The 22,933-nt window shown below is 64.6% G+C and carries 23 protein-coding genes; 10 read left to right on the plus strand and 13 right to left on the minus strand.

All coding sequences use genetic code 11. The annotated features are described in order from the left end of the window. Nucleotides 1-50: 50 nt before the first annotated feature. Complete coding sequence (locus C0V82_RS09015; protein ID WP_102112043.1) at nt 51-1,028, minus strand: NADPH:quinone oxidoreductase family protein; 978 nt, start codon at nt 1,026-1,028, stop codon at nt 51-53. A 64-nt stretch (nt 1,029-1,092) separates the two neighbouring features. Next, on the minus strand, nt 1,093-2,064 hold the full coding sequence (locus C0V82_RS09020; RefSeq protein ID WP_102112044.1) for a helix-turn-helix transcriptional regulator: 972 nt from the start codon (nt 2,062-2,064) through the stop codon (nt 1,093-1,095). A gap of 104 nt (nt 2,065-2,168) precedes the next feature. Here C0V82_RS09020 and C0V82_RS09025 point away from each other — a divergent pair, with 104 nt between their 5' ends. Next, nucleotides 2,169-2,732, plus strand: coding sequence for a hypothetical protein (locus tag C0V82_RS09025; protein WP_102112045.1), 564 nt, complete (start codon nt 2,169-2,171; stop codon nt 2,730-2,732). Nucleotides 2,733-2,775: 43 nt separating this feature from the next. On the opposite strand, the gene C0V82_RS09030 is transcribed toward C0V82_RS09025, so the two are convergent. Then, nucleotides 2,776-3,576 (minus strand): hypothetical protein, encoded by an 801-nt coding sequence (locus C0V82_RS09030; RefSeq protein WP_102112046.1) that lies wholly within the window; start codon nt 3,574-3,576, stop codon nt 2,776-2,778. A gap of 177 nt (nt 3,577-3,753) precedes the next feature. Beyond that, a complete protein-coding gene (locus tag C0V82_RS09035; protein WP_102112047.1) occupies nt 3,754-3,966 on the minus strand; it encodes a hypothetical protein in 213 nt (70 codons plus the stop codon). 152 nt (nt 3,967-4,118) lie between these two features. Between C0V82_RS09035 and C0V82_RS26835 the strand changes: the two genes are divergently transcribed. The 6 genes from C0V82_RS26835 (at nt 4,119) to C0V82_RS09060 (ending at nt 8,430) form a co-directional block, all read left to right on the plus strand. Then, entirely contained in the window at nt 4,119-4,493 is a 375-nt protein-coding gene (locus C0V82_RS26835; protein WP_158659823.1) for a hypothetical protein, read from the plus strand. Nucleotides 4,494-4,509: 16 nt separating this feature from the next. Beyond that, on the plus strand, nt 4,510-5,667 hold the full coding sequence (locus C0V82_RS09040; protein ID WP_102112048.1) for a Re/Si-specific NAD(P)(+) transhydrogenase subunit alpha: 1,158 nt from the start codon (nt 4,510-4,512) through the stop codon (nt 5,665-5,667). Nucleotides 5,668-5,678: 11 nt separating this feature from the next. Continuing rightward, on the plus strand, nt 5,679-6,107 hold the full coding sequence (locus C0V82_RS09045) for an NAD(P) transhydrogenase subunit alpha part 2 (protein WP_054166745.1): 429 nt from the start codon (nt 5,679-5,681) through the stop codon (nt 6,105-6,107). Between the two features lie 16 nt (nt 6,108-6,123). Beyond that, the gene (locus C0V82_RS09050) at nt 6,124-7,554 is read left to right on the plus strand and encodes an NAD(P)(+) transhydrogenase (Re/Si-specific) subunit beta (RefSeq protein ID WP_102112049.1); all 1,431 of its coding nucleotides are present in this window, start codon (nt 6,124-6,126) and stop codon (nt 7,552-7,554) included. A 149-nt stretch (nt 7,555-7,703) separates the two neighbouring features. Beyond that, on the plus strand, nt 7,704-8,081 hold the full coding sequence (locus C0V82_RS09055; protein WP_102112050.1) for a hypothetical protein: 378 nt from the start codon (nt 7,704-7,706) through the stop codon (nt 8,079-8,081). Continuing rightward, the gene (locus C0V82_RS09060) at nt 8,044-8,430 is read left to right on the plus strand and encodes a helix-turn-helix domain-containing protein (protein ID WP_158659824.1); all 387 of its coding nucleotides are present in this window, start codon (nt 8,044-8,046) and stop codon (nt 8,428-8,430) included. The genes C0V82_RS09055 and C0V82_RS09060 overlap by 38 nt, the downstream gene beginning before the upstream one ends. Nucleotides 8,431-8,588: 158 nt before the next feature. Here C0V82_RS09060 and C0V82_RS09065 read toward each other — a convergent pair whose 3' ends face one another. The 4 genes from C0V82_RS09065 to C0V82_RS09080 all read right to left on the minus strand — a co-directional run bounded on the left by C0V82_RS09065 (nt 8,589) and on the right by C0V82_RS09080 (nt 14,223). Further along, nucleotides 8,589-10,157: a peptide ABC transporter substrate-binding protein gene (locus tag C0V82_RS09065; RefSeq protein ID WP_102112051.1), complete on the minus strand. Its 1,569-nt coding sequence runs from the start codon at nt 10,155-10,157 to the stop codon at nt 8,589-8,591. A gap of 91 nt (nt 10,158-10,248) precedes the next feature. Further along, on the minus strand, nt 10,249-12,165 hold the full coding sequence (locus C0V82_RS09070) for an adenylate/guanylate cyclase domain-containing protein (protein ID WP_158659825.1): 1,917 nt from the start codon (nt 12,163-12,165) through the stop codon (nt 10,249-10,251). A gap of 60 nt (nt 12,166-12,225) precedes the next feature. After that, nucleotides 12,226-13,686 carry a M48 family metalloprotease gene (locus tag C0V82_RS09075; RefSeq protein WP_158659826.1) on the minus strand — a complete coding sequence of 487 codons (1,461 nt, stop codon included), beginning with the start codon at nt 13,684-13,686 and terminating at the stop codon, nt 12,226-12,228. 87 nt (nt 13,687-13,773) lie between these two features. Beyond that, nucleotides 13,774-14,223: a cyclic nucleotide-binding domain-containing protein gene (locus C0V82_RS09080; RefSeq protein WP_158659827.1), complete on the minus strand. Its 450-nt coding sequence runs from the start codon at nt 14,221-14,223 to the stop codon at nt 13,774-13,776. A gap of 91 nt (nt 14,224-14,314) precedes the next feature. Here C0V82_RS09080 and C0V82_RS09085 point away from each other — a divergent pair, with 91 nt between their 5' ends. Beyond that, nucleotides 14,315-14,776 carry a hypothetical protein gene (locus C0V82_RS09085; RefSeq protein WP_102112055.1) on the plus strand — a complete coding sequence of 154 codons (462 nt, stop codon included), beginning with the start codon at nt 14,315-14,317 and terminating at the stop codon, nt 14,774-14,776. On the opposite strand, the gene C0V82_RS09090 is transcribed toward C0V82_RS09085, so the two are convergent. The 3 genes from C0V82_RS09090 to C0V82_RS09100 all read right to left on the minus strand — a co-directional run bounded on the left by C0V82_RS09090 (nt 14,773) and on the right by C0V82_RS09100 (nt 17,668). After that, nucleotides 14,773-15,492, minus strand: coding sequence for a response regulator transcription factor (locus C0V82_RS09090; protein WP_102112056.1), 720 nt, complete (start codon nt 15,490-15,492; stop codon nt 14,773-14,775). The two genes, C0V82_RS09085 and C0V82_RS09090, sit on opposite strands and share 4 nt — an antisense overlap. A gap of 159 nt (nt 15,493-15,651) precedes the next feature. After that, nucleotides 15,652-16,848 carry a D-alanyl-D-alanine carboxypeptidase gene (locus C0V82_RS09095; RefSeq protein WP_245924046.1) on the minus strand — a complete coding sequence of 399 codons (1,197 nt, stop codon included), beginning with the start codon at nt 16,846-16,848 and terminating at the stop codon, nt 15,652-15,654. 211 nt (nt 16,849-17,059) lie between these two features. Beyond that, nucleotides 17,060-17,668, minus strand: coding sequence for a glutathione S-transferase family protein (locus C0V82_RS09100; RefSeq protein WP_102112058.1), 609 nt, complete (start codon nt 17,666-17,668; stop codon nt 17,060-17,062). A gap of 209 nt (nt 17,669-17,877) precedes the next feature. Between C0V82_RS09100 and C0V82_RS09105 the strand changes: the two genes are divergently transcribed. Together C0V82_RS09105 and C0V82_RS09110 are read left to right on the plus strand one after the other, a co-directional pair. Further along, entirely contained in the window at nt 17,878-18,423 is a 546-nt protein-coding gene (locus tag C0V82_RS09105; RefSeq protein WP_102112059.1) for a hypothetical protein, read from the plus strand. Between the two features lie 140 nt (nt 18,424-18,563). Beyond that, a complete protein-coding gene (locus tag C0V82_RS09110; protein ID WP_102112060.1) occupies nt 18,564-19,556 on the plus strand; it encodes an NAD(P)H-dependent glycerol-3-phosphate dehydrogenase in 993 nt (330 codons plus the stop codon). A 44-nt stretch (nt 19,557-19,600) separates the two neighbouring features. Here the strand turns inward: C0V82_RS09110 and purH are convergent, their stop codons facing one another. Together purH and C0V82_RS09120 are read right to left on the minus strand one after the other, a co-directional pair. Then, entirely contained in the window at nt 19,601-21,184 is a 1,584-nt protein-coding gene (gene purH, locus C0V82_RS09115) for a bifunctional phosphoribosylaminoimidazolecarboxamide formyltransferase/IMP cyclohydrolase (RefSeq protein WP_102112061.1), read from the minus strand. Nucleotides 21,185-21,278: 94 nt separating this feature from the next. Beyond that, nucleotides 21,279-22,913, minus strand: coding sequence for a heparinase II/III family protein (locus tag C0V82_RS09120; RefSeq protein ID WP_102112062.1), 1,635 nt, complete (start codon nt 22,911-22,913; stop codon nt 21,279-21,281). Nucleotides 22,914-22,933 lie beyond the last annotated feature (20 nt).

Here is a 22,933-nt window from a genome sequence, read left to right on the forward strand (position 1 = left end):
CACCGGGCGCCCGGTGCGGCGGTTTTCTTTTGGGTAAACGATACCCTCGATCACACCAGCGTCAGCACCACCTTACCCGCTGCCTTGCGGCCCGACAGCAGATGGAATGCCTGGGCATAGTCCGTGATGGGCAGCGCGTGCGACACGTGCGGCCGCAGCTTCCCCCGCCCCCACATTGCCAGCAGTTCCATCAGGCTCTGGCCCAGACGCTGCGGGTTATGCTTGCGGTAGGCTCCCCAGAACAGGCCCAGCACTGCACAATTCTTGACCAGCAGCAGATTGGCCGGCACCTGCGGGATGCGCCCCGCCGCATAGCCGATGGTGATGATCCGCCCGCACCAGGCCATGTTGCGTAGGGCCGCGTCGAAATAGTCCCCGCCCACCGGATCGAACACGACATCCACACCTTTGGGCGCCAGTTCCTTCAACCGGGCCTTCAAGTCCTCTGCCGCGTAATCGATCACCTCATCCGCACCATGGTCGCGGGCCACGGAAAGCTTCTCCGGCGATGACGCCGCCGCGATGACCCGCGCGCCCATGGCCTTGCCGATTTCCACCGCCGTCAGGCCGACCCCGCCCGACGCCCCCAGCACCAACAGGGTTTCCCCGGCCTGCAACTGCGCCCGGTCGGTCAGCGCCAGATGGGAAGTGCCATAGGCAACGGGGAAGCCGGCGGCGGTGGCGAAGTCCATGCCATCGGGAATGGGCAGAACCGCACCCGCCTCCACCACCGTTTCTTCCCGGAACGCCCCCTTGGCCGACAGGGCCATGACCCGCTGCCCCACCCTCAGGTGCCGCACACCCTCGCTCAGTTCCGTCACCACGCCCGCGCACTCCATGCCGGGGGTAAAGGGAAAAGGCGGCTTTTCCTGGTACTTGCCCTCGATGATCAAGGTATCGGCAAAGTTCAGGGCCGCCGCCTTGATGGCGACCCGCACCTCGCCCGTACCCAGCGGCAACGTCTCGACCTCTTCCAGCACCAGGCTTTCCGGCGGCCCGAATCCCTTACACAGCAGCGCCTTGGCCATCTCATCTCCTCCCCTTGGTTCATTCAAACAATTGTTTGAAGTGTGACGGGGCGCGGGCGGCGGGTCAAGGGGGTGGCGCCCGCATTCGCGCCAGTATCCCCTGCGCCATCTCAACAACCGTTACCCGCAGCGCATCGGGGGCCCGCACCCTCACCTCCGGCCCCAGCCCCAGCAGCAAGCGGGCCGCCTGATCAACCGTCTCGAACGACAGGGTGATGTCGGCCCAGCCATCGGCATCCACCGGCCCCGCTGCTGCCACGGCTTCGGCGGCGTAGGCACCCTGACGGGACAACAAATCGCGGCCCTCCGCACTGACCGACAGGTCCGCCCGTTCGGGACGCAGACGTTCCTCAAATTCCGCCAGATGCCCTGCCCAGAAACCGGGCAGGTGGAAATCCGCAGGCCGCGCGAACCCGTCGCGCGTGACCTCTAGCGCCCGAATGGCAGCCACCTTGAACACCAGGGCGCGGTCCCCGGACAGCGCCGCGAAGTACCAGGTACCGGCCTTCAGGACCAAGCCCAGCGGATCGATGGTCCATTCTCGCTCCCCCTTCCAGCTTTCATAGCGCATCACCACCCGCCGGCAATCCAGCACGGCGCGGGCCAGATCGGGCAGGAAGGGGGTGGGTTCGGCCACGCGGTACCAGTCGGCGGCATCCAGGTGGAACCGGTCGCCCATGCGCCCCGCCTCCTCCCGCGCCTGGGCCGGCAGGGCCAGCATCAGCTTGTTCCAGGCGCGTGCCGCCGCCTGTCCTACACCCAACGCCCCGGCCAGCCCCGGCAGGCCGATGGTGAACATCGCCTCCGCCTCGTCACTAGCCAGCCCGGTCAGGCGGGTGCGGTACCCTTCCAGCAGTTGGAACCCGCCGCCCGGCCCCCGGTCGCCATAGACGGGCACACCCGCCGCACTCAACGCATCGATATCGCGATAGATGGTGCGTTCCGACACTTCCAGTTCGGCCGCCATCTGCGCCGCCGTCAAACCACCGCGTAGTTGCAGCAGCAACAGCAGGGAAAGAAGCCGGCTCGCCCGCATTTCCGCCTCTTGCCGAAATTACCTGACACAGGATGTCAGGTATAGCGCGCCACAATCCCCCCGTCGCCCGGCAAAACGGGCCAGACTATCGGATGGAGGGAAAAATGACTGATGAGACCGGCGCGATCGCCCGTCGCCCCGTGCTGCAATCGGCCCTGGGACTGGCCGTGGGTATTGCCACCGCCGCATTACCGGCGGCAGCGGCGGAGCCGGCAGAGGGGCGGCCCGGCGATTTCAACTTCCTGGCCGGGGAATGGCGGATCAGCCATCGCCGCCTGAAGCCGGAAACCGGCGAATGGGATGAATTCACGGGCGAGGCCACCTGCTGGACCATCCTGAACGGGACCGGCAGCATCGAGGAACTGCGCATCCCCGCCCGCAACTTCGCCGGTGCCGGCATCCGCCTGTTCGAGGCTGAACGCAAACTCTGGTCCGATTTCTGGGTGAACGCCAAGAGCGGCGTGCTGACCACGCCGGGCCTGACCGGCTTCTTCCGCAATGGTGAGGGCGTGTTCGAAGCGGATGAGATGGATGGCGATCAGCCCATCAAGGTGCGCGGAACCTGGGACCGCATCACCCCCAACGGCCACCGCTGGTATCAAACCGTGTCGCGCGACGGCGGCAAGACCTGGGACGCCAACTGGTTCATGGACTGGACGCGGAAATGAGAAAAGGTGGCGCGGGCGAAACCCGCGCCACCCCGTAAACTGATCAGAACGTAAACCGCACACTAGCCTTCACCGGCACTGACCAGCGGCTGCCAGTATTGTTGATGCTGGCCAAGCCCAGGCCGCCAATATCGGCGTCGTCATCATTCAGATCGCCATGGTAGCGCAGACCTGTCTCCAGCCCCACCGACAGGGCCGGTGCTGCCTGCCACAGGAAGCCGACATCCAGGCCCGCGCCCCAGACAGTGCTGTCGCCGTAGAAGCGGACATTGTTCAGGGCAATGTTGGCGTCGGGGATGGTGAAGGTGGCGTTGATCTTGTCCACCCACTGTACGCTGGCCCGACCGGCGACATAGGGATGGAAATCCCCGCCATCACTCAGGAAATAGCGATAGCCGGCATCCAGACCCCAATATTTGTAATCATCAAAGCGGCCAAACACCGGCAGCGTAGTGTTCAGGGCCGGCACGGCGGCGCCCCCCACCTGCAACCGTCCGCCATCGGCCCAACCATAAGTCAGGGCACCGAAAACTTCCGACTGCCGGTCCAGCCCATAGGCAAACTCACCCTGCACGGCATAGAGTGTGCCATAGACATCATCGTAATCGCGCGACTGGATCTGCAGGGTGGCGGCCACCCCGGCCAGCGAGGGGTTCAGCGGCCCCAGATCGGCGACCGGCGCATTGGTGCCGCCATGGACATCACCGTCCAGAACAAATTCCGGCCCGCCGCTCAGGCTGAAGGACAATTCCCCCGCCTTAGGCGTGCCCGACGGGGCAGCCAGGGCGGGAAGGCAAAGCGCGGTGGCCAGGATGGTACCGGCGGCAATGGCATTCTTGTTCATTATCGAAGCTCCTTGGAGGTCGGTTCCCTAGTGGCAACATGTGCGCACCTGTGCCGATCTCTACGGCGCCCCGATGCGGGCGGATCAGACAACCAACGGCCTAAACGGCTCCGAAAATTGGCGGGTCTTGACTTTTCCGACCCCATACCACTGGCATAATCCAGGTTGGAAACCGGGTTACCTCTTGATGCCTTCGTCGGTCAGCACCACTACCGGATATCCGCGATATTCCGCTGGCGCGCCATGGTCCGGGCCGGCCACGCGCAAGAAGATTTGACCTTCGCCGATGCCAGTGCCCACCACGGGGCGGCCCGCGTCCGTCAGTTCCTTGAACAGGGTGCGGGCGGCGTCGGCGAGGGCGTGCTTTTCGGGAATCTGCGGGTCGGTCATGGGGCGTTTTGGGCTCTGATTGGGTCGGGCGACACTCTGCCCCACCCGCCGGATAGGGTCCAGCTCGGCTTTCAGACCCCGGCCCGGATGCAACCGTCCCCCCACGTCACCGCATAACAACGGTTCCATGCGTCGCCTGCAAAACCATCGCGATGCGCAAGAACGACTTTGGTCGCGGGGTCAATTTCGGTAACCACATTACATTCCCCATGGTAACCGGTTACCATAAAAATGCTTACATCTTAATGCCTTATTCCCATTGGGGATTTTTGGTATCGGGAACAAAATTACCGGGTTCGCACTACAAAACCGGCACTGCGGGTGCCCGACCGATCCTGTCGCTTGCCCCCACCGTTCCTTTCCGTCAGGCGGGAAAAGCCTTTCCGACCATGACGCGGCGCACCCTGAAAGCTTCACAAAGATTACCGGATGCGTCATCGTGCGAAACCATAATGACAGCCGGCATAATCCTGAAACGGAACACCGGCACCCTGGGTCGCCTGCCGAGACTAGGAACTTTTCCATGAGGGGGAATCGGATCGAATGAAAATCGCCATTCCGAAGGAGCGCCGGGCGCATGAGCTGCGTGTCGCAGCCACGCCGGATACGGTGCGCAAATATATCGGGCTGGGTTTCGAGGTAGTGGTGGAAACGGGCGCCGGCCTGGGTTCCGCCATCACGGACGAGGCCTTTACCGCTGCCGGTGCGACCATCGCCGCCGATGTCACCAGCACCCTGACCGGTGCCGACATCATCCTGAAGGTACAGCGTCCGCTGGCCGAGGGTGAGGGCGATGTGAACGAGCTGGCATTGATCAAGCCCGGCGCCATCCTGATCGCCGGCCTGTCGCCCTATGGCGCGCCGGAAACCGTGGCCGCCTACGCCGCCGGCAAGATCGACGCGTTTGCCATGGAATTCATGCCGCGCATCACCCGCGCCCAGAGCATGGATATCCTGTCGAGCCAATCGAACCTGGCCGGTTACCGCGCCGTGATCGAGGCCGCGAACGAGTTCGGCCGTGCCTTCCCGATGATGATGACCGCCGCCGGCACGGTGCCGCCGGCCCGCGCCCTCATCATGGGTGCCGGTGTGGCAGGGCTTCAGGCCATCGCCACGGCCAAGCGTCTGGGTGCGGTCGTGTCCGCCACCGACGTGCGCCCCGCCACCAAGGAACAGGTTGAAAGCCTGGGCGGCACGTTCGTGGCCGTGATGGACGAGGAATTCCAGCAGGCACAGACCGCCGGCGGCTACGCCAAGGAAATGTCGAAGGAATATCAGGCCAAGCAGGCGGCCCTGATCGCCGAGACGATCAAGAAGCAGGATATCGTCATCACGACGGCCCTGATCCCCGGTCGCAAGGCCCCGGTCCTGGTCACCGACGACATGCTGAAGACCATGAAGCAGGGCGCGATCCTGGTGGATCTGGCCTGTGAACAGGGTGGCAATGTCGAAGGTGCGGTGGCCGGTGAGGTCGTGGAAAAGTACGGCGTGAAGATCGTGGGCCGTATCAACATGCCAGGCCGCATCGCCGTGGACGCCTCCGCGCTGTATGCCAAGAACCTGCTGAACTTCATCACGCCCTTCGTGGATAAGGAAACGAAGACGCTGAAGATGAACTGGGAAGATGACGTGGTGAAGGGCACGGGCCTGACCCGTGACGGCGCCGTTGTCCACCCGTCGTTCAACAAGCCCGCCGCCTGAGGAGCCAGACAATGATCCTTGCCAATGCGGACAGCGGTGCGGAACTGCTGAACAATCTGGATGCCGCGCGGGAGCAGGCAGTCCAGTTGACCGAACGCATTTCGATGCTGGAGGCGCAGCTTGCCAATGCTGGCGGCATGCCCTTCATCGTCATCGGCCTGACCGTCTTCGTTCTGGCCTGCTTTGTGGGCTATTACGTGGTGTGGAAGGTGACGCCGGCCTTGCACTCCCCCCTGATGGCCGTGACCAACGCTGTGTCGTCGGTGATCATCGTCGGGGCGTTGATCGCCACCGGTGCCGCCGACAATGGCCTCTCCGCCCTGATGGGCTTTCTGGCCATCGTTCTGGCCAGTGTGAACATCTTCGGTGGCTTCATGGTCACGCAGCGCATGCTGTCCATGTACAAGAAGAAGGCGCCATCCGGCGCCGCCAAGAAGTGATCGGGGAGGAACCATAATGCTCGTCACCGCATCGCTTCTCTATCTCGCGTCCGGCGTGCTGTTCATTCTGGCCCTGCGTGGCCTGTCCAGCCCGGAAACCGCCCAGACGGGCAACCGCTTCGGCATGATCGGCATGGCGCTGGCCATTGTCACCACGCTGATTGCTCTGCCGGCCCTTACCGGCAAGTCCCTGGAATTTGGCCGTCTGGTCATGATCGTCGCCGGTATCGCCATCGGCGGTGCCGCTGGCATGGTCATCGCCAAGCGGATCCAGATGACGCAACTGCCGCAGTTGGTGGCCGCCTTCCACTCCCTGGTCGGCTTGGCCGCCGTGTTTGTGGCCGGTGCCGCCTTCTACTCGCCCGAAAGCTTCAATATCGGAAAGACCGGCGACATCCATGTCGGCTCGCTGATTGAGATGAGCCTGGGCGTGGCCATCGGTGCCATCACCTTCACCGGCTCCGTCGTCGCCTTCCTGAAGCTGGATGGCCGGGTCAGCGGCAAGCCGCTGGTGTTCGGTGGTCAGCATATGCTGAATGCCGGTCTGGGCATCGCCCTGGTCGCCCTGATCATCCTGCTCTGCATCACGCAATCGCCGCTGCTGTTCTGGATCATCGTCATCCTGGCCCTGGCGCTGGGTCTACTGCTGATCCTGCCCATCGGGGGCGCTGACATGCCCGTGGTCGTGTCCATGCTGAACAGCTATTCCGGCTGGGCGGCGGCGGGCATCGGCTTCACGCTGCAGAACAACCTGCTGATCATCACGGGTTCGCTGGTCGGTGCCTCGGGCGCCATCCTGTCCTACATCATGTGTAAGGGCATGAACCGGTCGATCATCAACGTGATCCTGGGTGGCTTTGGCGGTGACGCTGCCGCCGGCGCCGCCGCCGGTGGTGCCGCCATCGACCGCAGCTTCAAGGCTGGTTCCGCCGACGACGCCGCCTTCATCATGAAGAACGCCTCCAAGGTGATCGTGGTCCCCGGCTATGGCATGGCCGTGGCCCAGGCACAGCACGCGCTGCGCGAAATGGGCGACCTCTTGAAGAAGGAAGGCGTGGAGGTGAAGTACGCCATCCACCCCGTCGCGGGCCGCATGCCCGGCCACATGAATGTGCTGCTGGCCGAAGCCAACGTGCCTTATGACGAGGTGTTCGAACTGGACGAAATCAACCGCGATTTCGGACAGGCCGACGTAGCCTATGTCATCGGCGCCAACGACGTGACCAACCCCGCCGCCAAGACCGACCCGGCCAGCCCCATCTTCGGCATGCCGATCCTGGATGTGGAAAAGGCCAAGACGGTGCTGTTCATCAAGCGGTCGATGGGTGCCGGTTACGCCGGTGTGGAAAACGAGCTGTTCTTCCGCCCCAACACCATGATGCTGCTGGGCGACGCCAAGAAGGTGACCGAAGAGATCGTGAAGAACCTGTCGGGCAGCGGGCACTGATCCGCTGACTGGTTGACGGGAGTTAAGAAGGGGCCGCTCCGGCGACGGGGCGGCCCTTTTTGTTTGCATGGATAATATACTTATAATCCCATAGCTGTATTGTGGCGACTCAGTTGGTACGCGTTACGCGTAGCTGATTATGGACAATCATGCAAAAGCAGGACAAGATCGCTATCGACCTTGACCATTTGTCCGAACACCCGGTTTGGGTGATCACGGCGCGCATGCAAGCGGGCACCCTGCGTCTGTTGGGGCTGATTGAACTGAAGGGCCGAACGCTTCATGTACGCGATGTACATGTCGAGGGATTGACGCCCGGTGCCTTGGGTCGGGCCGGACTGAACGCGCTGGGCTATGCCTTGATGGAGGTTGCCGATGTCGATGAACTTATCGTTCAGGGAGCGGTTAGAACAACCGGTGCCCGCCCTGGCCGCCGACCCGCCCCCTTCCGGCTCTCCCGCTCACGCCATCCTGAGGCGGGTTGCCGCGATGGACCGTCCGGTGAGCGTAGCGGAGACGCTGCGTGACCTGGGCCTCGGCCTGCGAAACGCCCATACGATCCTGAACCGTCTGGCGGCTGACGAGGATGTGGTCGTCACCATACCCGCTGTGCCAGACAGGGCGGCGGCGGGCGCCGCCCTGCGCAGCCTCGGTATTGAGGTGGAATGGCGGCAGGCACCGGTCGCCGTGGACGTAAAGGCTATCCGGGAACGGTTGGGACTGACCCAGGCCAGTTTCGCCGCGCGCTTTGGTCTGGAATTGGACAGCGTGCGCAACTGGGAACAAGGCCGTTACAGCCCCGACCCCATCGCCCGTACGCTGTTGAAAGTGATTGAGCAATCGCCAGAAGCTGTGGACAAGGCGGTGGCAGCGTAAGGAACCGATATCGAGGGCGAGGCGGCTAGAGGGGGTCTTGTCAGCCCTAACCACGGTCGGTTGTGAAGCCGACCAAGGCTCGCATGTTCAACTTTATGGCCGTAAACTTTAATATACCTGTGGATAACTGATCCTTATTAAACTTTACGACCGCCCCCTCACTTCGGTGCCAGATACCGCACCGGGTGGCTATCCCGCAGATTGTCGATCCAGCCGGTGACGTGCGGGGCGACGAGGTGGCGGCTGGTGGCGAAGGTGACGGGCATCAAGGCGGCATCGGACAGCAGCAAACTCTCGGCCCGCTGCAAGGCCTCGGCAAAATCGCTACGGCTGGCGGCACTATCGGCGACCGCCATGGCCGCGTCGAAGTCGGGGTTCTGATAGCCGTTGCCGTTGCGCTGTTCCCGGCTGCGCATGATCTCCAGATACTTCTCCGGGAAGACCCAGAACCATTCACGCAGCATCAGGTCGGGATAGGAGCCATCCCGCATCCGACCCAGGACCACCTTGGATTCCTGGTTCTCCAGCACGGTCTTCACGCCCAGTACCGACTGCCAGCGGGCGGCGATGGCGACCGCCATCTGCTTGTTCGCCTCCTTCGTCGCATAAAGCAACGTCAAGGTCAGGGGCCGGTCGGAGCCGTATCCCGCCTGAGCATAGAGATCGCGGGCCAGCGCATCACGCGCATCCTGTGTCCAGGCGGCCTGGGCCGGCAGGGCCGGTGCATAATCGGGCAGGCCCGGCGGCACGAAGGTGAAGGCCGGCTCCCCATCGCGCAGAATGCGCCGGGCAATCCCCTCCCGGTCGATGGTCAGCGACAGGGCCAGACGCAGGGCGCGGTTCGATTTCCACGGCTCCCGCCGCAGATTGGGCGCGATGAAATTGATGCCGGCGCGCGGAGCCAGACGGAATTCAGCGGGCAGATTCTCACGCACCCAGTCGATCTGGCTGGGGGGCACCGTCTCGGTGATATCCAGTTCACCCGCCCGGAACCGGCGCAGCTCGGCCTGCGTATCCTCGGTCGCATAGAACCTTACCCGGTCATAGGCAACCCCGGCGACACCATGGAAATGCGGATTGCGGGCCACTGTCACATGCGACTGCGGCACCTGTTCCACCAGCATGTAGGCGCCGTTGGAGACAAGGTTGCCGGCCCGCGCGAACCCATCGCCATGTTTCTCCACACTGGGCCGGTGCACGGGATATGTCGCGCGGTGATAGAGATAATCCGTGAAGTTGGGCTTCGGCGCCTTCAAGCGAACCTGAAAGGTGCGGTCATCCAGCGCCACCACGCCGAGGCTGTCGGGCGGCAGCCTGCCCGCCGCAATCTCCTCCGCATTCTGGACCGGATAGAGGAAATCCGCGAAAAGCGGGCGCGTGGCCGGATCCACCGCGCGGCGCCAGGACCAGACAAAGTCCGCTGCCGTCACAGCACTGCCGTCCGACCAGCGGCCATCGGCGCGCAGGTGGAAAGTGTAGGTCAGCCCATCCTCGCTGACGCTCCAGCGCTCCGCGGCCCCCGGCACCATGCGGCCCGCCGCATCCGGTGTCAGCAGCCCCTCGAACAGGGATGTCAGGATGCGGCTGTCCCCGGCACCCACGGCCCGGTGCGGGTCCAGGCTTTCACTGTCGGGACCATTGCCGACACGCAGCACATTTTCCGCCGCCACAGGTAAGGCGCAGAACAGGCAGAGCAACAAAGGCAGAAGGCGGCGCAGCATCATCATGCCCTGGTCCACACTGAAGCCGGTGGGGGAAACCGGCGGGCAGAGTGGCCCTTATGGTCCGCGATGTCGAGTGTGCACTGCGGTGAAAGATTTATGACGGAACTATCAGCCGCCAGACATCAACCAGCGCCACCCGCCCGCGCAGGGAAAAGGCGCCGATGGGGGCCAGCGGCATGTCGATGGTGCAGTTGCCGGCGGCGCGGACGGTATCGTCGCTGACCAGCACGACATAGCATTCATCGCCCATCATTTCGCCGCCCAGCGCCTCCAGCCGGGCCGCCGTATTCACGGTGTCGCCGACGATTGTGTAGTTGATGCGGGTCGCGGCCCCGATATTGCCGACAATCACAGGGCCAGAATGCACACCAACACGCAGGCAGACAGGCGGCCGCCCGGCGACGCGGGCCTCTTCTGCCTCCTCCGCCACGACCTGGGCGATGGCGTGGGCGGCACGCAGGGCGCGGGCTGCATGGTCGGGCTGTTCATCGGGCGCGCCCCAGAAGGCCATAACGGCATCGCCGATGAACTTGTCCACGGTCCCGCCCTCCGCCTCGATACAGGCGGCGATGCGGGTGAAATGCCGGTTGAGCCAGTCCGCCGTCTCCTGCGGCGACATCTTTTCCGCCATGGCGGAGAAACCCTTAATGTCGGTGAACAGGACCGTCACCTCCCGTTCCTCCGACGGGATTTCGGCCTGCGCCCCGTCACGGCGGATCAAGCGCAGGACCAGCGATTTCGGCACATAGGTCTCAAACCAGCGCAGGCCGCTGATCATGGCGTTGAAGGCGGCGGCGGCGTCCGCCACCTCCCGGAACCGGCTGTCGGGCAGGCGCGGCACATTCTGGAAATCCAGGTCGCGCAGGGCAACGGCGGCCCCGGACAGCAGACGGATGCGCCGGCTGATCATCTTGCCCACGATCATCGCGGCCAGAACCGACCCGATCAGGATGCTGAAGCCGACGACCAGTAGATGCTGGAACCGTTCGATCTCGCGGTCCACATCCTCTTCCCGCATCACCGCAACCAGGGTGAAGGGATGCTCACCATAGTCGGAGATCGAGCGCAGCAGATAGAAGTAAGAGACGCCATCCACCTCGGCCTGCCGGAATTGCACATCACTGCGCCGTTCATGCACGCGGGTATCGACCTTCTTGCCCTCGTTCCATTTAGCCAGCTTGGTCCCCACCCCGTCCGGCCCCACGACGGACCAGATAGAGGCTGCCACGGGGTCGCCCACTTCCTCCAGGGTCGGCAGGGGTGGGCGGCCCGTCACCTTGGAGAAGTCGAACTTGCGTTCCGCCAAGGCCGGGTGGGCCAGGACGTAATGGTCATCGAATAGGATGAAGGCGGAGATGTCGTTCTCCATGCCCTTGTCGGCATCCCGCAGGAAACGCGACAGGCCATTGAAGCCCACGACCGACGCGACGGCGCCGATGAACTGCCCATCCTTGCGCAGCGGGCCTTGCACCGGCATCACTGTGGTGGCGATCTCGTCGGCCCAGATCGGGTCCAGCCAGTGGGCCGATCCGGTCTTCAGCACATCGGCCAGGATTTCCGCCGCGTCCGCCGGCTTGTCCATGGAAAAGGCCGATTCGGTGTTCACCATACGGGTGGCGCCCAGCATCCTGCCATCTTCCGCACGCAGCACTCCGATGCCCGCCACCTGCGGCGTGGCGGCCAGCGCCCCCCGCGTCAGCGTCTCGATCCGGTCCTGATCCTGGATTGACACTTGCCCCATAGCCAGCAGGTTGGTCAGATAATCCACCTGATTGCGGGCCGGGTCGAGCTGGGCACGTACCCGCGCCTCCACCATGTTCATGGCCAGCTCGGCCTTGTCGGCCAGCAGGTTGTAGGTGTTGCGGCCCGATGTCTGTACGCCCAGCCAGAAGACGCTGGCCACCGCCACCAGCATCAGTCCGCCGAAACCCAGCGTCAGGACAAGGGTGATGGGCAGACGCCAACGGCCTTTACGAGCGGTCGTCTCTTCACATCCGGGCAGGGTCAGCATGGTCTTCATGGGCGCGGACGGTACAGGAGAGGGGGTAGGCCGGCAACAACCGGCCCTGTCTCAGCCTTCGATAATGGTCTTTATCCAAAGGCCGGGTCGCGGCTCCGTCCCCGGCGGAATGTTGTTCAGCACACGGAACCGTTCCTCCGCATAATCCTTGATCGGCATCGCGGCTACGAAATCTGCCACTTTCTGGCCCGGCTTCACCTGCACCACCTTGATACGGTAGGGCTTCAGCCCCGCTTTCTCCGCAGCGGTCATGCGGCGGAAACCCTGGGCCGTGGACAGGAACCCGGCATCCAGGCGCCCCGCCTGCTCCAACCCCGCCGTGAACAGAAACCGATAATAGCTGCCATTGGTGCCGGCAATGGCCATCAGCCGCGCGAAGACAGGCCCATCCTTGCCAGACAGGCGGGTGATGGCGGTGGCGGCGGGCATCCCGTCAATGGACAGCGACCGCAGGTCGGACAGTGGCGCACCCTTGGCCCAGACACTGACAATATGGTCGCCGGCACTGAAGGCACCCTGGGCCGGCGCCTCGGTAAACACCATCTGTGCGCCGTCCGGGCCAATGCCCAGCACAGCCTTGTCACTATTCAGCAGCCGGAAGCCGTTCGGTACCTCGAACCTCAGGCCCAGGCCGGGATGGGCGAACACCCGGCTCCGGACGTAGCCATGATCAGGGCTGTCGCCATAGATCATGCCGTCAATGGCCTGCATATACTCATCCTGCCGGACCAGATAGCTGGCACCCGGCGTCACATTGGCCGCTGCGGCCGCCCGCTCGGCCCGGTCGCCCGTGGGCGGATGGGTCTGAAGATAGGAGAACTGGTCAGCCTTGCCGGCCTGCCCGGCCAGCAGCGCCTCCAGCTGCGCATGCCGGCCCATGGAGGACAGGAACCCCGCCATTTCGCGCGGGTCATAGCCCGCCGCCGTCATGTAGCGGATGCCCAGATTGTCGGCCTGCAACTCCTGCCCGCGGGAGAAGCTGGCGAGCGCCGCCTGAGCCCCCTGCTGGGCCATCTGGCCCACCTGCTGGCCCAGGAAGATGCCGGCCAGCACAGCCCCGCCCTGGGCCAGCACGCCACGGCCATAGCGGTCGGCGGAATGGCGGGCGGTGACATGGCCAATCTCGTGCCCGACCACGCCCGCCAGTTCCGCCTCGCTGTTGGCCAGCGCCATCAGCCCCCGGCTGACATAGACATAGCCGCCGGGCAGGGCGAAGGCGTTGATGATCGGGCTGTCCAGCACCGTGAACGTATAGCGGGTACCGGGAATTTCCGTCTTGGCGGCCAGTTGCTGCCCCAACCGGTCGACATAGGCCTGAACCTTGGCATCGGCGTATTTGCCACCGAATTCCTTCAGCATCTCCGGATGCTGCTGCGCGCCGATAGCCGCTTCTTTTTCCGGCGGCATCAGGCCCGTCATCTGCCTGTCACCTGTGACAGGGTTGGTCGAACAGGCGGCCAGATAGAGCGGAAGAAGAAGGGGCAGGAGCAGTTTCGGGGCGCGGCGGGCCATGGTTTTTCCTTCCCGGTCGGTCGGTTCCACCTCCCTTATGCCAAAGGCCGGGTACCGGGGGGAAGTCATCCGGTTGGGGAGGCCGGCTCAGCCTTTCGCCCGGCTCAACTCCAAGGTCATGAATTCCAGACGCCGTGCCACATCGCGCAGCATGGGCAGGGCGATGCGCGGAAACTCCTCCATCAGCCGGAAAAAGGCATCCCGCCCGATGCGCAGGGTGGAGACATCGCCCACGGCAAAGGCCGTGGCCATGCGTGGCCGGTCGCATAGGATCGACACCTCGCCGATGATGCCACTGCCGGTGAAGGTACCCAGGTCGATGGGGCCGGATTGGGTGTCGATCACCATATCCACCCTGCCCTCCAGGATGACATAGGCGGCGTCTGACGCCTCGTCCTGGCGGAACAGGGCGTCGCCGTCACGAAAACAGGCGGGTTCGCTGGTGAAGGCCAGCAGCTTAAGCTGTGCTGTCTCCACATCCTTGAACAGGGGCAGGCGCCGGAGCGCCTCGACCTGCGCGGTCAGGCTGGCGATCAATCTTCCCTCCCTGTGGCGCCGGTTTATGATGGGGCGCCTTGTTCTATAAGTGGTGCCGCAACCGCCCCCCTCTGTCCAGCCCTACCCCGCCATGACCCTTATCCAACATCATCAACCCATCCTGTTCCGGGCACAGCCGATGCGACCGGACGATGTGCCCGCGCGGCTGGATCAGGCGGAAATGCTGGCGCGGCAGGGGGCGGTGATGCTGGCCTGGGGCGGCCTGCCCCTCACCGCAACGCTGCCGCAGGGCGTGACATTGACCCCGCTTCCGGGCGCGCAGGAAAGTGCGGAGGTGCCGGGCCTGATGATGGATGCCGTCGGCCATGTGGCCGACCATTCCTGGAAGAAACGGCGGGCGGCGGCCCTGCTGGCCCTGTTCGCCGGCATGCAACCCCGCCTGATCGTGCTGGACGGCGCGCCCAGCCTGTTCCGCTTCGAACTGCGCCCGCTGCTGGAAATGGCCCGCCGCCGCGATCCGGCACCGGGGGTCAGGGTCTGGCCGGAAGGGGCGACGGTTGGACCGGAACTGCTGGGGTTGGTGAAGGGTTAAACCGCACCCTCGGGATGGAACATATATCCCGTTCCCCGGATGGTGCGGATATAGCCGGGATGGTTGGGATTGACCTCGATCTTCTTGCGCAGGCGGGTGATACGCACATCAATGGCACGGTCGAACGGCTCCGCCTTGCGCGTATGGGCCAGTTGCAACAGCTCGTCACGGCTCAGCACCTGATTGGGCCGCTGCACCATGACCGACAGAAGATCGAATTCCATGGCCGTCAGGTCCACAACTCGGCCATCGGGTTCATGCACCAGAACCCTGTCATCCCGTTTCAACAGCCAGGGGCCGAACCGGATATGCAGGTCACTGGGGGGCGGCGGCGGAACCGCGCGGACCGTGCGGCGCAGGACAGCCTTCACCCGTGACAGCAATTCACCCAGGTCAAACGGCTTGCAGACATAATCATCGGCACCCAGATCCAGCCCGGCGCTGCGGTCCCGCGGGCTGGTGGCGCCCGTCACGATGATGATGGGCGGGCAATCGGCACCACGTTCGCGCAGCCATTGCATGATCGTGTAGCCATGATCATCCGGCAGACCGATATCCAGGATCACCAGATCGGGCGTGCCTGCCGCCACTTGTGCGCGAAAGCTGGCCCCGTCCGGGGCGGCCAGGATGGTAAAGCCCTGACCGGACAGGAACTCGGTCAGCATGCCCCGTAAATCGCTGTCATCCTCGACAATGGCGATCGTCTGCGCGCCCATGGACGTACCGATAAAATTGGTTAACGGGATGCAGTAAGGGCAAAATCCCGGTGCCGTCAACGAGTATACGATTTGCGGCCTGCTTGCGGACTCCGTAAAGCAGAACGGCCCGCCTATTAGGGGCGGGCCGTTGCAATCGTTGGGGTCTAGCGGGCGGGATCAGGCCGGCGGCAGGGTCAGGCACTTCTGCCCGGCCTTGGATAGCTGCGCGCAGGCACGACGGGCTGTCTTCTCGTCCAGGCCGGTCAGGCGGGCGCGGTAAAGGGTGCCCTTGGTCGTGGAGACTTCCATCAGGTGCGGCGTGGCACTGTCCAGCAGGGTACCCGCCTTTTGCGTGGCCTGATTCACGGCCCGCTGGCTCTGCGCCTTGTCGTTATAGGCGCCGACCTGGATGGCCCAGCCGCCATTGGCACGCGAAGCGGGCACGCTGGCAACCGCCGGGGCAGCGTTGGCGGTGCCGACGATGCTGTCGGACACGGCGGCAACCACCGCCTCCGGTGCCGTCGGCTTGGTGCGGGTCTTACCCTTGGCGGGCTTGGACTGGTTGCTGGCCACCAGCATGGGCGCGCCGCGCTTGCCGGTGAAGGCATCGTCCAGAAGGTCGGCCATGTGATTGTCACGCCATGTGCCGGTCTGCCCCCCGAACACGACGCCAATCAGGCGGCGGCCATTGCGTTCCGCCGAGGCGGCGAGATTGAACCCGGACGCCCGGATATAGCCGGTCTTCAGACCATCCATACCGTCATATCGGCTCATCAGCCGGTTATGGTTGCGGTGGACGGCACCCTTGTAGGTGAAAGACGACGCCGAGAAATACGGGTAATACTTGGCATGATCATAGATCAGGCTCTGCGCCAGCCGCGCGAAATCGCGGGCCGTGGACAGCTGCCCGGCATTGGGCAGGCCAGATGCATTGCGGAAGGTGGTGCGGGTCATGCCCAGCTGGCGCGCACGGTCGGTCATCATGCGGGCGAAATTCGCCTCGCTGCCGCCCAGCGCCTCGGCCAGGACCACGGCGCAATCATTGGCCGACTTGGTCACCAGCGCCTGGATGCACTGCTCAGTCGTCACGCTGTCGCCCGGCTGCAGACCCAGCTTGCTGGGCTCCATGTTGGAGGCATGGCGGGAAACGGCCAGCGGCTGGTTCAGGCGGATTTTACCGGCATCCAGTGCATCGAAAACCAGATGCAGGGTCATCATCTTGGTCATGGAGGCCGGGAAATTACGGGTGTCGGCGCTGGCTTCATGCAGCACCTCACCCGTCCTGGCATCAATGACGATAGAGGCGTATTTGGCGAGTGCCGCGACGGGGGCGGTAATACTGACCAGTGCCGCCAGGGCGACAGCAGTCGCCATTTTGCGGGAACGGTCCGTGGAACGCCGCCATACCGTCGTGAAACCCATGCCTCTGTCCCCCTGCACGCCGTCGATGTCTCGCTTTCCGGCCAAGCTAAAGGCGATGATTATCAATGTCTAGCGGGAAGTCGTTAAGAAACGCCTTCATATCCGCCAAATTACGGCCTCATTTCAAAGACCTGTCCATAGGGCATACCCGCATAGGATTGCTTCAGACGTTGGCACTGGGGCGGTCGGCAATGCTGGCCAGCCAGCGCTGGATATTGGGCATCGCGTCCAGGGTGATACCGCAAAGACGCGGGAAGAAGATCAGGGTGGTAAAGGCGGTGATGTCGGGGATGGTGAAACGGTCGCCCGCGATAAACTCCGTTTGCCCCAGATCCTTGTCCAGCTGTGCCAGACGCTTCTCCGCCTGCGGTTTCTGCGCCTCGGCATAGGCGGGGACCTGACATTCCAGGGCGGCCATCTTGGGATGCGTGTGGCGGAACACACCGGCCAGGGGCAGCAGCAGTTCGAATTCCATCCGCCGCTGCCACATCTCGATCAGGGCACGCTCCTTGGCATCCCGGCCCATCAGGTTGGGTTCGGGGTACAGTTCCTCCAGAAACCGGCAGATGGCCACGCTTTCGGAAATGACGGTGCCATCCTCCAGTTCCAGGGCCGGAACCCGGCCACTGGGGACCCGCGCCCGGTATTCCGGCGACAGATGTTCCCCCTTACCGATGGTCACCAGCCGGCGCGGAATATCTACCCCCTTTTCGGCCAGGAACATGCGCACGCGGCGTGGTGTTGGGGCGATCACATCGTCATAAAGCAGCATGGCTTCCTCCCTTTGTTATGTTCTGCACTCATAATGCCGGGTTCAAAGCTGGCGATCCATGGCGTCAATGTGGCAACTGCTTCGGAATCCGGCGAAACCAAGGTGATTTCGTGACTTCCGCATCGGGCCGGGAACCAAGGCCTTTCCTCGTTGTTTTTCCCTCGAAGCCGCCCGGGATGGGACGGCACGACATGCAACGGAGGGACATTATGTCGAAGATCAAATTCGTTCTGGCTACCACCGCCGCCATCATCGCCTTCCCGGTTCTGGCCCATGCCGCCAAGACCGACAAGGGTTTGGAAAACCTGTCCGGTGTGGGACAGGAAGCGGTCGCCATGTATGACAAGCTGCAGGGCTCCAAGGCCCTGGCCATCGCCGATGACGGCGCCGTCGGCTATGCGTCGGGCGTTGATAGCGGTGAGGCCCGAATCGCCGCCCTCGCCCGGTGCGCCGAGGTGACGCGTGAAACCTGTCGCGTGATCTCTGTCGATGGTCAGGCCGTGACCGGCGGCAGCACGCTGGGCGAACTGGCCCGTAACCACACCGACGCCGCCGACCTGCGCGGCGAGGTCGTGGCCGATTATGAAAAGGCCGCCGGCGCCAAGGCCCTGGCCATGTCGGATGACGGTGCCTTCGGCTGGGTGGTCCGCGATACCGAGGAACAGGCCCGCGCTGACGCCCTGATCCAGTGCGAGGCGAGCGGCACCAACTGCTCCATCCAGGCGTCTTCGGCCGGCACAACCGCCGTGCAGTAAGCCGGTCCAGTAATGGACAAATCGTGGCCGGGCGGGGATCACCCCGTCCGGCCCTGTTTATTTTTGGCGTCCCGCGCGCTAAGCCTTTGTCAGAAACGGGGTGGAAAGCCCCGGCCAGAGATAAGCAAAGGGGACAAGCCATGCGGCGCATCGGTGTGATCGGGGCCGGGGCCTGGGGAACGGCGCTGGCCATGGCGGCGGCCCGCGCCGGGGCCGAGGTTGTATTGCAGGCGCGCGAAACCGACGTGGTGGACAGCGTGAATGCCCGGCATGAGAACAGCCTGTTCCTGCCCGGCATCCCGCTCGACCCCGCCATCCGCGCCACCACTTCGATGGGCGAGGCAGCGCAAGCCGACGCCCTGCTGCTGGTCACCCCGGCACAGCATCTGCGCACCGCCTGCCGCGCCTTGAAGCCCGACCTGAAGCCTGGTGTGCCCGTCATCATTTGCGCCAAAGGGATCGAGATCGAGACCGGCAGCCTGATGAGCGAGGCGGCGGAGGCCGAACTGGACAGCCAGCCCGTGGCCGTGCTGTCCGGCCCCACCTTCGCGGCAGAGGTCGCAAAGGGCCTGCCCACCGCCGTGACGCTGGCCATTCGGGACGAGGCGCTGGGCCGTCGCCTGCTGGCGGCGCTGGGTGGGCGCACCTTCCGCCCCTATCTGTCGGATGATCTGGTGGGGGCACAGGTGGGCGGGGCCGTGAAGAATGTGCTGGCCATCGCCTGCGGTGTCGTCCATGGCCGTAACCTGGGCGACAATGCGCGCGCCGCCCTGATCACACGCGGCCTGGCGGAAATCGCCCGCCTGGGGGCGCGGCTGGGGGCCAGGGCCGAAACCCTGATGGGCCTGTCGGGCCTGGGCGACCTGACCCTGACCTGCTCCTCCCTGCAATCGCGCAACATGTCCCTGGGTGCGGCGCTCGGCCAGGGGCGCAGCCTGGACGAGGTGCTGGGCGAGCGCCGGTCGGTGGCCGAAGGCGTCTATACCGCCCGCGCCGTCACGAAACTGGCGGCGGAAAAGGGCGTGGACATGCCGCTCTGCCAGGCCGTGGACGCCCTGCTGAACCATGGCGCCAACCTGGACGCCATCATCGACGCCTTGATGACGCGGCCCTTCAAGACGGAAACCGTATAAGGGGTGACGGGGCGGCCCCACCGGACCGCCCCGCCTGCCATGGCTTAGTGCCGGAAATGGCGCATGCCCGTGAAGACCATGGCAAGGCCTCGCTCGTCGGCGGCGGCAATGACCTCCGCATCGCGCATCGACCCGCCCGGCTGGATCACCGCCGTGACGCCGGCATCCGCCGCGGCCAGCAGGCCGTCGGCGAACGGGAAGAAGGCATCGGAGGCAACCACCGACCCCTTGGTGCCGGCCTCTTCCAGACCGGCGGCCTTGGCGGCGTCGGCGGATTTCCAGGCGGCGATGCGGCTGCTGTCCACACGGCTCATCTGACCGGCACCGATACCCACCGTGGCGCCGGCCTTGGCATAGACGATGGCGTTCGACTTCACATGCTTGCCCACGCGGAAGGCGAACAGCAGGTCGGCCAGTTCGGCCTCAGACGGCGCGCGCTTGGTGACGACCTTCAGGTCAGCCTGGGCAATGCGGCCATTGTCGCGGGTCTGCACCAGATAGCCGCCGGAAACCGACTTCACGAACAGGCCGGGTTCCGCCGGGTTCGGCATGGAACCGGTCAGCAACACGCGCAGGTTCTTCTTGGTGGCCAGGAAGGCCTTGGCAGCGTCATCCGCGTCGGGCGCGATCACCACTTCGGCGAACAACTTGGCGATCTGCTCGGCGGTGGCGGCGTCCAGGGTGCGGTTCATGGCGATGATGCCACCAAAGGCCGACACGGGGTCACAGGCCAGGGCGCGGGTATAGGCGTCCAGGAGATTGTCACCCTCGGCCACGCCGCAGGGATTGGCATGCTTGATGATGGCGATGGCCGGACGGTCGAACTCCGACACCAGCTCGAACGCCGCATCCGTGTCGTTCAGGTTGTTGTAGGACAGCTCCTTACCCTGCAGCTGCGTCGCGGTAGCGATGCCGGGGCGCTTATCGCCGGTCGTGTAGAAGGCCGCCGACTGGTGCGGGTTCTCACCATAGCGTAGCGTCTGACGCAGTTCGCCGCCGAAGGTCAGGCGCTGGGGATATTCCTGCCCCAGCTGGCCCGCAAACCAGCGGGAGATGGCGGCATCATAGGAACCGGTGCGAGCATAGGCCTTGGCCGCCAGGGTACGGCGGAAGGCAAGGGTGGTCTGCCCGTCATTGGCCTCCAACTGACCCAACAGCTCGGCATAGTCCGACGCGTCGGTGACCACGGCCACGAAATCATGGTTCTTGGCGGCACCACGGATCAGGGACGGGCCACCGATATCGATATTCTCGATGCAGGTCTCAAAGTCCGCACCCTTGGCCACCGTCGCCTCGAACGGGTACAGATTCACCACCACCAGATCGATGCCGGGGATGTCATGGGCCGACATGGCGTCTGTATGGGTGGGGAAGTCACGGCGGGCGAGGATGCCGCCATGGATCTTGGGGTGCAGGGTCTTGACGCGGCCATCCATCATTTCCGGAAAACCGGTATGGTCGGACACTTCCGTGACCGCGATCCCGGCATCGGCCAGCGCCTTGGCCGAACCGCCCGTCGACAGGATGTGAACGCCGCGCGCGGCGAGCGCCTTGCCCAGATCGATCAATCCCGTCTTGTCGGAGACGGAGATGATGGCGCGGCGGATGGGGACGAGATCGATGCTCATGGGTCGTGATCCTGGCGGATGGTGCTATGGAACAAACGGAACCGGGCCGATCCATATGGACCGGCCCGGCGGTGACTTAACGCCCGAAGGCGCTTTAACTGTCGATATCGCTGCCCTCGCGGCGCAAGCCCCATTTGACCAGGGTTTCCCCCGGCTGCGTGGTGCCACGCAGCACGATCTGGGTGGTCGCACGGGGATCGGCGCCCTGCCCCAGATAGATGCTATCGGTGGTCTCGATCTCCGCCCCGCTGGCCCGGAACTTCCACAAGGCACCCGATGGCAGGCGCAGCAGCAGGGCCGCCTCATCCTCCAGCGTGGCAACACGCACACTGGGATGCAGGTGGAAGCGGACAGCAAACTCATGACTGGCAGAACCGGCCAACCGATCCTGGCCGCGCAGATCTTCCCCGCTTTCTGCCAGGAACAGTCGGCGGAAATGAATAAGACTGCCCCGGTCACCGTAGCCGTCATGATAGGCATCGACCAGGGTGCCGGCATCGCCATCCTGGCGGTCGACATGGACATTGGAGGGGCGCCGGGACAAGCCCCCATCATCATTCACGCCACTGGAATTGGTGTCATCGATGGTCAGCGTGGAATGCGCCGCCGTGGCCGCCAGGGCCGCGCGCCATGGCCCCTGATCCCCCGGATGCGCCCCGCAATTCACGATCAGGCGTTCACGCCCGATGCTCATCTCAAACGACAGGGTGCCGGCATGCGCATGTTCATCCAGGCCCGGGGCCGGCGGCAGGCCCGTATCCATCAGAATACAGGTGCGGCCCGCCGTAATGCGTTCAAACCCGATATGGGGGGTGGATTTAAGTGGGCGACCGCGCGCGTCGGCCTGGCCCAAGACAGTGTCGATCAACACCGCCTCGCCTTCCTGCGCGCCGTTGAACAGGGCAAGGCCCCCGTCGCCATGGCGGAAGAAGCGCAGGGTGGGGGTCATGCGGTCGATGGCGTGTTGCACCGCCTCGGGCACATCCTCGCGCCCCGCGCGGTAACAACCGCGAATATCAATCAGATGACGCAGCACCAGAAGCTGGGCCGCTGGCGAATGTTCGACATGGCCGCCATCGGGCAGCACCTGCTTCGGCAGTTCCCGGTTCAGCAGGGCGCGGGCCCGATCGGTGGCACGCGACAGGCCCGACAGGCACATGCCGCCATAGACCATGCCTTTCAGCGTGCCCAGCAGGGCAGCACCCTTCAACCGGCCCGGAACCGTATGTTCCAGAAACCGGACCTGACGGGCCAGACTGTCGAACACGCGGGCGCGCAGTTGGTCGTCTGCACTGGCCAGAAAGAAATCATGCTGGCCGATCCAGGCCGTGACGCGGGTGGCCAGCACATCGGGCGCCCAGGCCACGGGGTGCCAACGCTTGCCGAACATATCCAGCCAATGGCTGACCAGTACGCGGGCCTGCCGCCGGGCCGCATCACCGCCGGTGGCGCGCAGATGGCGCAGCCAGTCGAAACCATGCATTTCCGCCAGCCAGGGGGCCGACGCCGTCGGTTCGAGCCAGGGCGGCATCTCGCCCGAAAAACCCTGTCCGGCGAACCGGAAACGGTTATTCAGCAGATCCTGCCCATGATGGGCATCGCCAGGCCAGGGATCGGGCGGGACCAGCGACAATTGCCTGGGCGCCGGCCCCGACAGGGCCATCATCTGGTACAGGCCGGTCGCACGGTACCAGCCGCCCGACCCCGGCTTGAACCTTTTATGCGCCATGCCCCCAGTCATGCTGCCCG

Source organism: Niveispirillum cyanobacteriorum (assembly GCF_002868735.1).
Taxonomy (GTDB): Bacteria; Pseudomonadota; Alphaproteobacteria; order Azospirillales; family Azospirillaceae; genus Niveispirillum; species Niveispirillum cyanobacteriorum.

What these genes read in the sequence shown, in the direction of transcription:
- C0V82_RS09040 (WP_102112048.1), top strand. Translation starts at nt 4,510, where the DNA reads ATGAAAATCGCCATTCCGAAGGAGCGCCGGGCGCATGAGCTGCGTGTC.
- C0V82_RS09065 (WP_102112051.1), bottom strand. Translation starts at nt 10,157, where the DNA reads ATGATGATGCTGCGCCGCCTTCTGCCTTTGTTGCTCTGCCTGTTCTGC.
- C0V82_RS09030 (WP_102112046.1), bottom strand. Translation starts at nt 3,576, where the DNA reads ATGAACAAGAATGCCATTGCCGCCGGTACCATCCTGGCCACCGCGCTT.
- C0V82_RS09020 (WP_102112044.1), bottom strand. Translation starts at nt 2,064, where the DNA reads ATGCGGGCGAGCCGGCTTCTTTCCCTGCTGTTGCTGCTGCAACTACGC.
- C0V82_RS09060 (WP_158659824.1), top strand. Translation starts at nt 8,044, where the DNA reads ATGGACCGTCCGGTGAGCGTAGCGGAGACGCTGCGTGACCTGGGCCTC.
- C0V82_RS09075 (WP_158659826.1), bottom strand. Translation starts at nt 13,686, where the DNA reads ATGGCCCGCCGCGCCCCGAAACTGCTCCTGCCCCTTCTTCTTCCGCTC.
- C0V82_RS09035 (WP_102112047.1), bottom strand. Translation starts at nt 3,966, where the DNA reads ATGACCGACCCGCAGATTCCCGAAAAGCACGCCCTCGCCGACGCCGCC.
- C0V82_RS09110 (WP_102112060.1), top strand. Translation starts at nt 18,564, where the DNA reads ATGCGGCGCATCGGTGTGATCGGGGCCGGGGCCTGGGGAACGGCGCTG.
- C0V82_RS09095 (WP_245924046.1), bottom strand. Translation starts at nt 16,848, where the DNA reads ATGGCGACTGCTGTCGCCCTGGCGGCACTGGTCAGTATTACCGCCCCC.
- C0V82_RS09100 (WP_102112058.1), bottom strand. Translation starts at nt 17,668, where the DNA reads ATGCTGCTTTATGACGATGTGATCGCCCCAACACCACGCCGCGTGCGC.
- C0V82_RS09045 (WP_054166745.1), top strand. Translation starts at nt 5,679, where the DNA reads ATGATCCTTGCCAATGCGGACAGCGGTGCGGAACTGCTGAACAATCTG.
- C0V82_RS09070 (WP_158659825.1), bottom strand. Translation starts at nt 12,165, where the DNA reads ATGCTGACCCTGCCCGGATGTGAAGAGACGACCGCTCGTAAAGGCCGT.
- C0V82_RS09025 (WP_102112045.1), top strand. Translation starts at nt 2,169, where the DNA reads ATGACTGATGAGACCGGCGCGATCGCCCGTCGCCCCGTGCTGCAATCG.
- C0V82_RS09050 (WP_102112049.1), top strand. Translation starts at nt 6,124, where the DNA reads ATGCTCGTCACCGCATCGCTTCTCTATCTCGCGTCCGGCGTGCTGTTC.
- C0V82_RS09015 (WP_102112043.1), bottom strand. Translation starts at nt 1,028, where the DNA reads ATGGCCAAGGCGCTGCTGTGTAAGGGATTCGGGCCGCCGGAAAGCCTG.
- purH (WP_102112061.1), bottom strand. Translation starts at nt 21,184, where the DNA reads ATGAGCATCGATCTCGTCCCCATCCGCCGCGCCATCATCTCCGTCTCC.
- C0V82_RS09105 (WP_102112059.1), top strand. Translation starts at nt 17,878, where the DNA reads ATGTCGAAGATCAAATTCGTTCTGGCTACCACCGCCGCCATCATCGCC.
- C0V82_RS26835 (WP_158659823.1), top strand. Translation starts at nt 4,119, where the DNA reads ATGCGCAAGAACGACTTTGGTCGCGGGGTCAATTTCGGTAACCACATT.
- C0V82_RS09090 (WP_102112056.1), bottom strand. Translation starts at nt 15,492, where the DNA reads ATGGGCGCGCAGACGATCGCCATTGTCGAGGATGACAGCGATTTACGG.
- C0V82_RS09085 (WP_102112055.1), top strand. Translation starts at nt 14,315, where the DNA reads ATGACCCTTATCCAACATCATCAACCCATCCTGTTCCGGGCACAGCCG.
- C0V82_RS09055 (WP_102112050.1), top strand. Translation starts at nt 7,704, where the DNA reads ATGCAAAAGCAGGACAAGATCGCTATCGACCTTGACCATTTGTCCGAA.
- C0V82_RS09120 (WP_102112062.1), bottom strand. Translation starts at nt 22,913, where the DNA reads ATGGCGCATAAAAGGTTCAAGCCGGGGTCGGGCGGCTGGTACCGTGCG.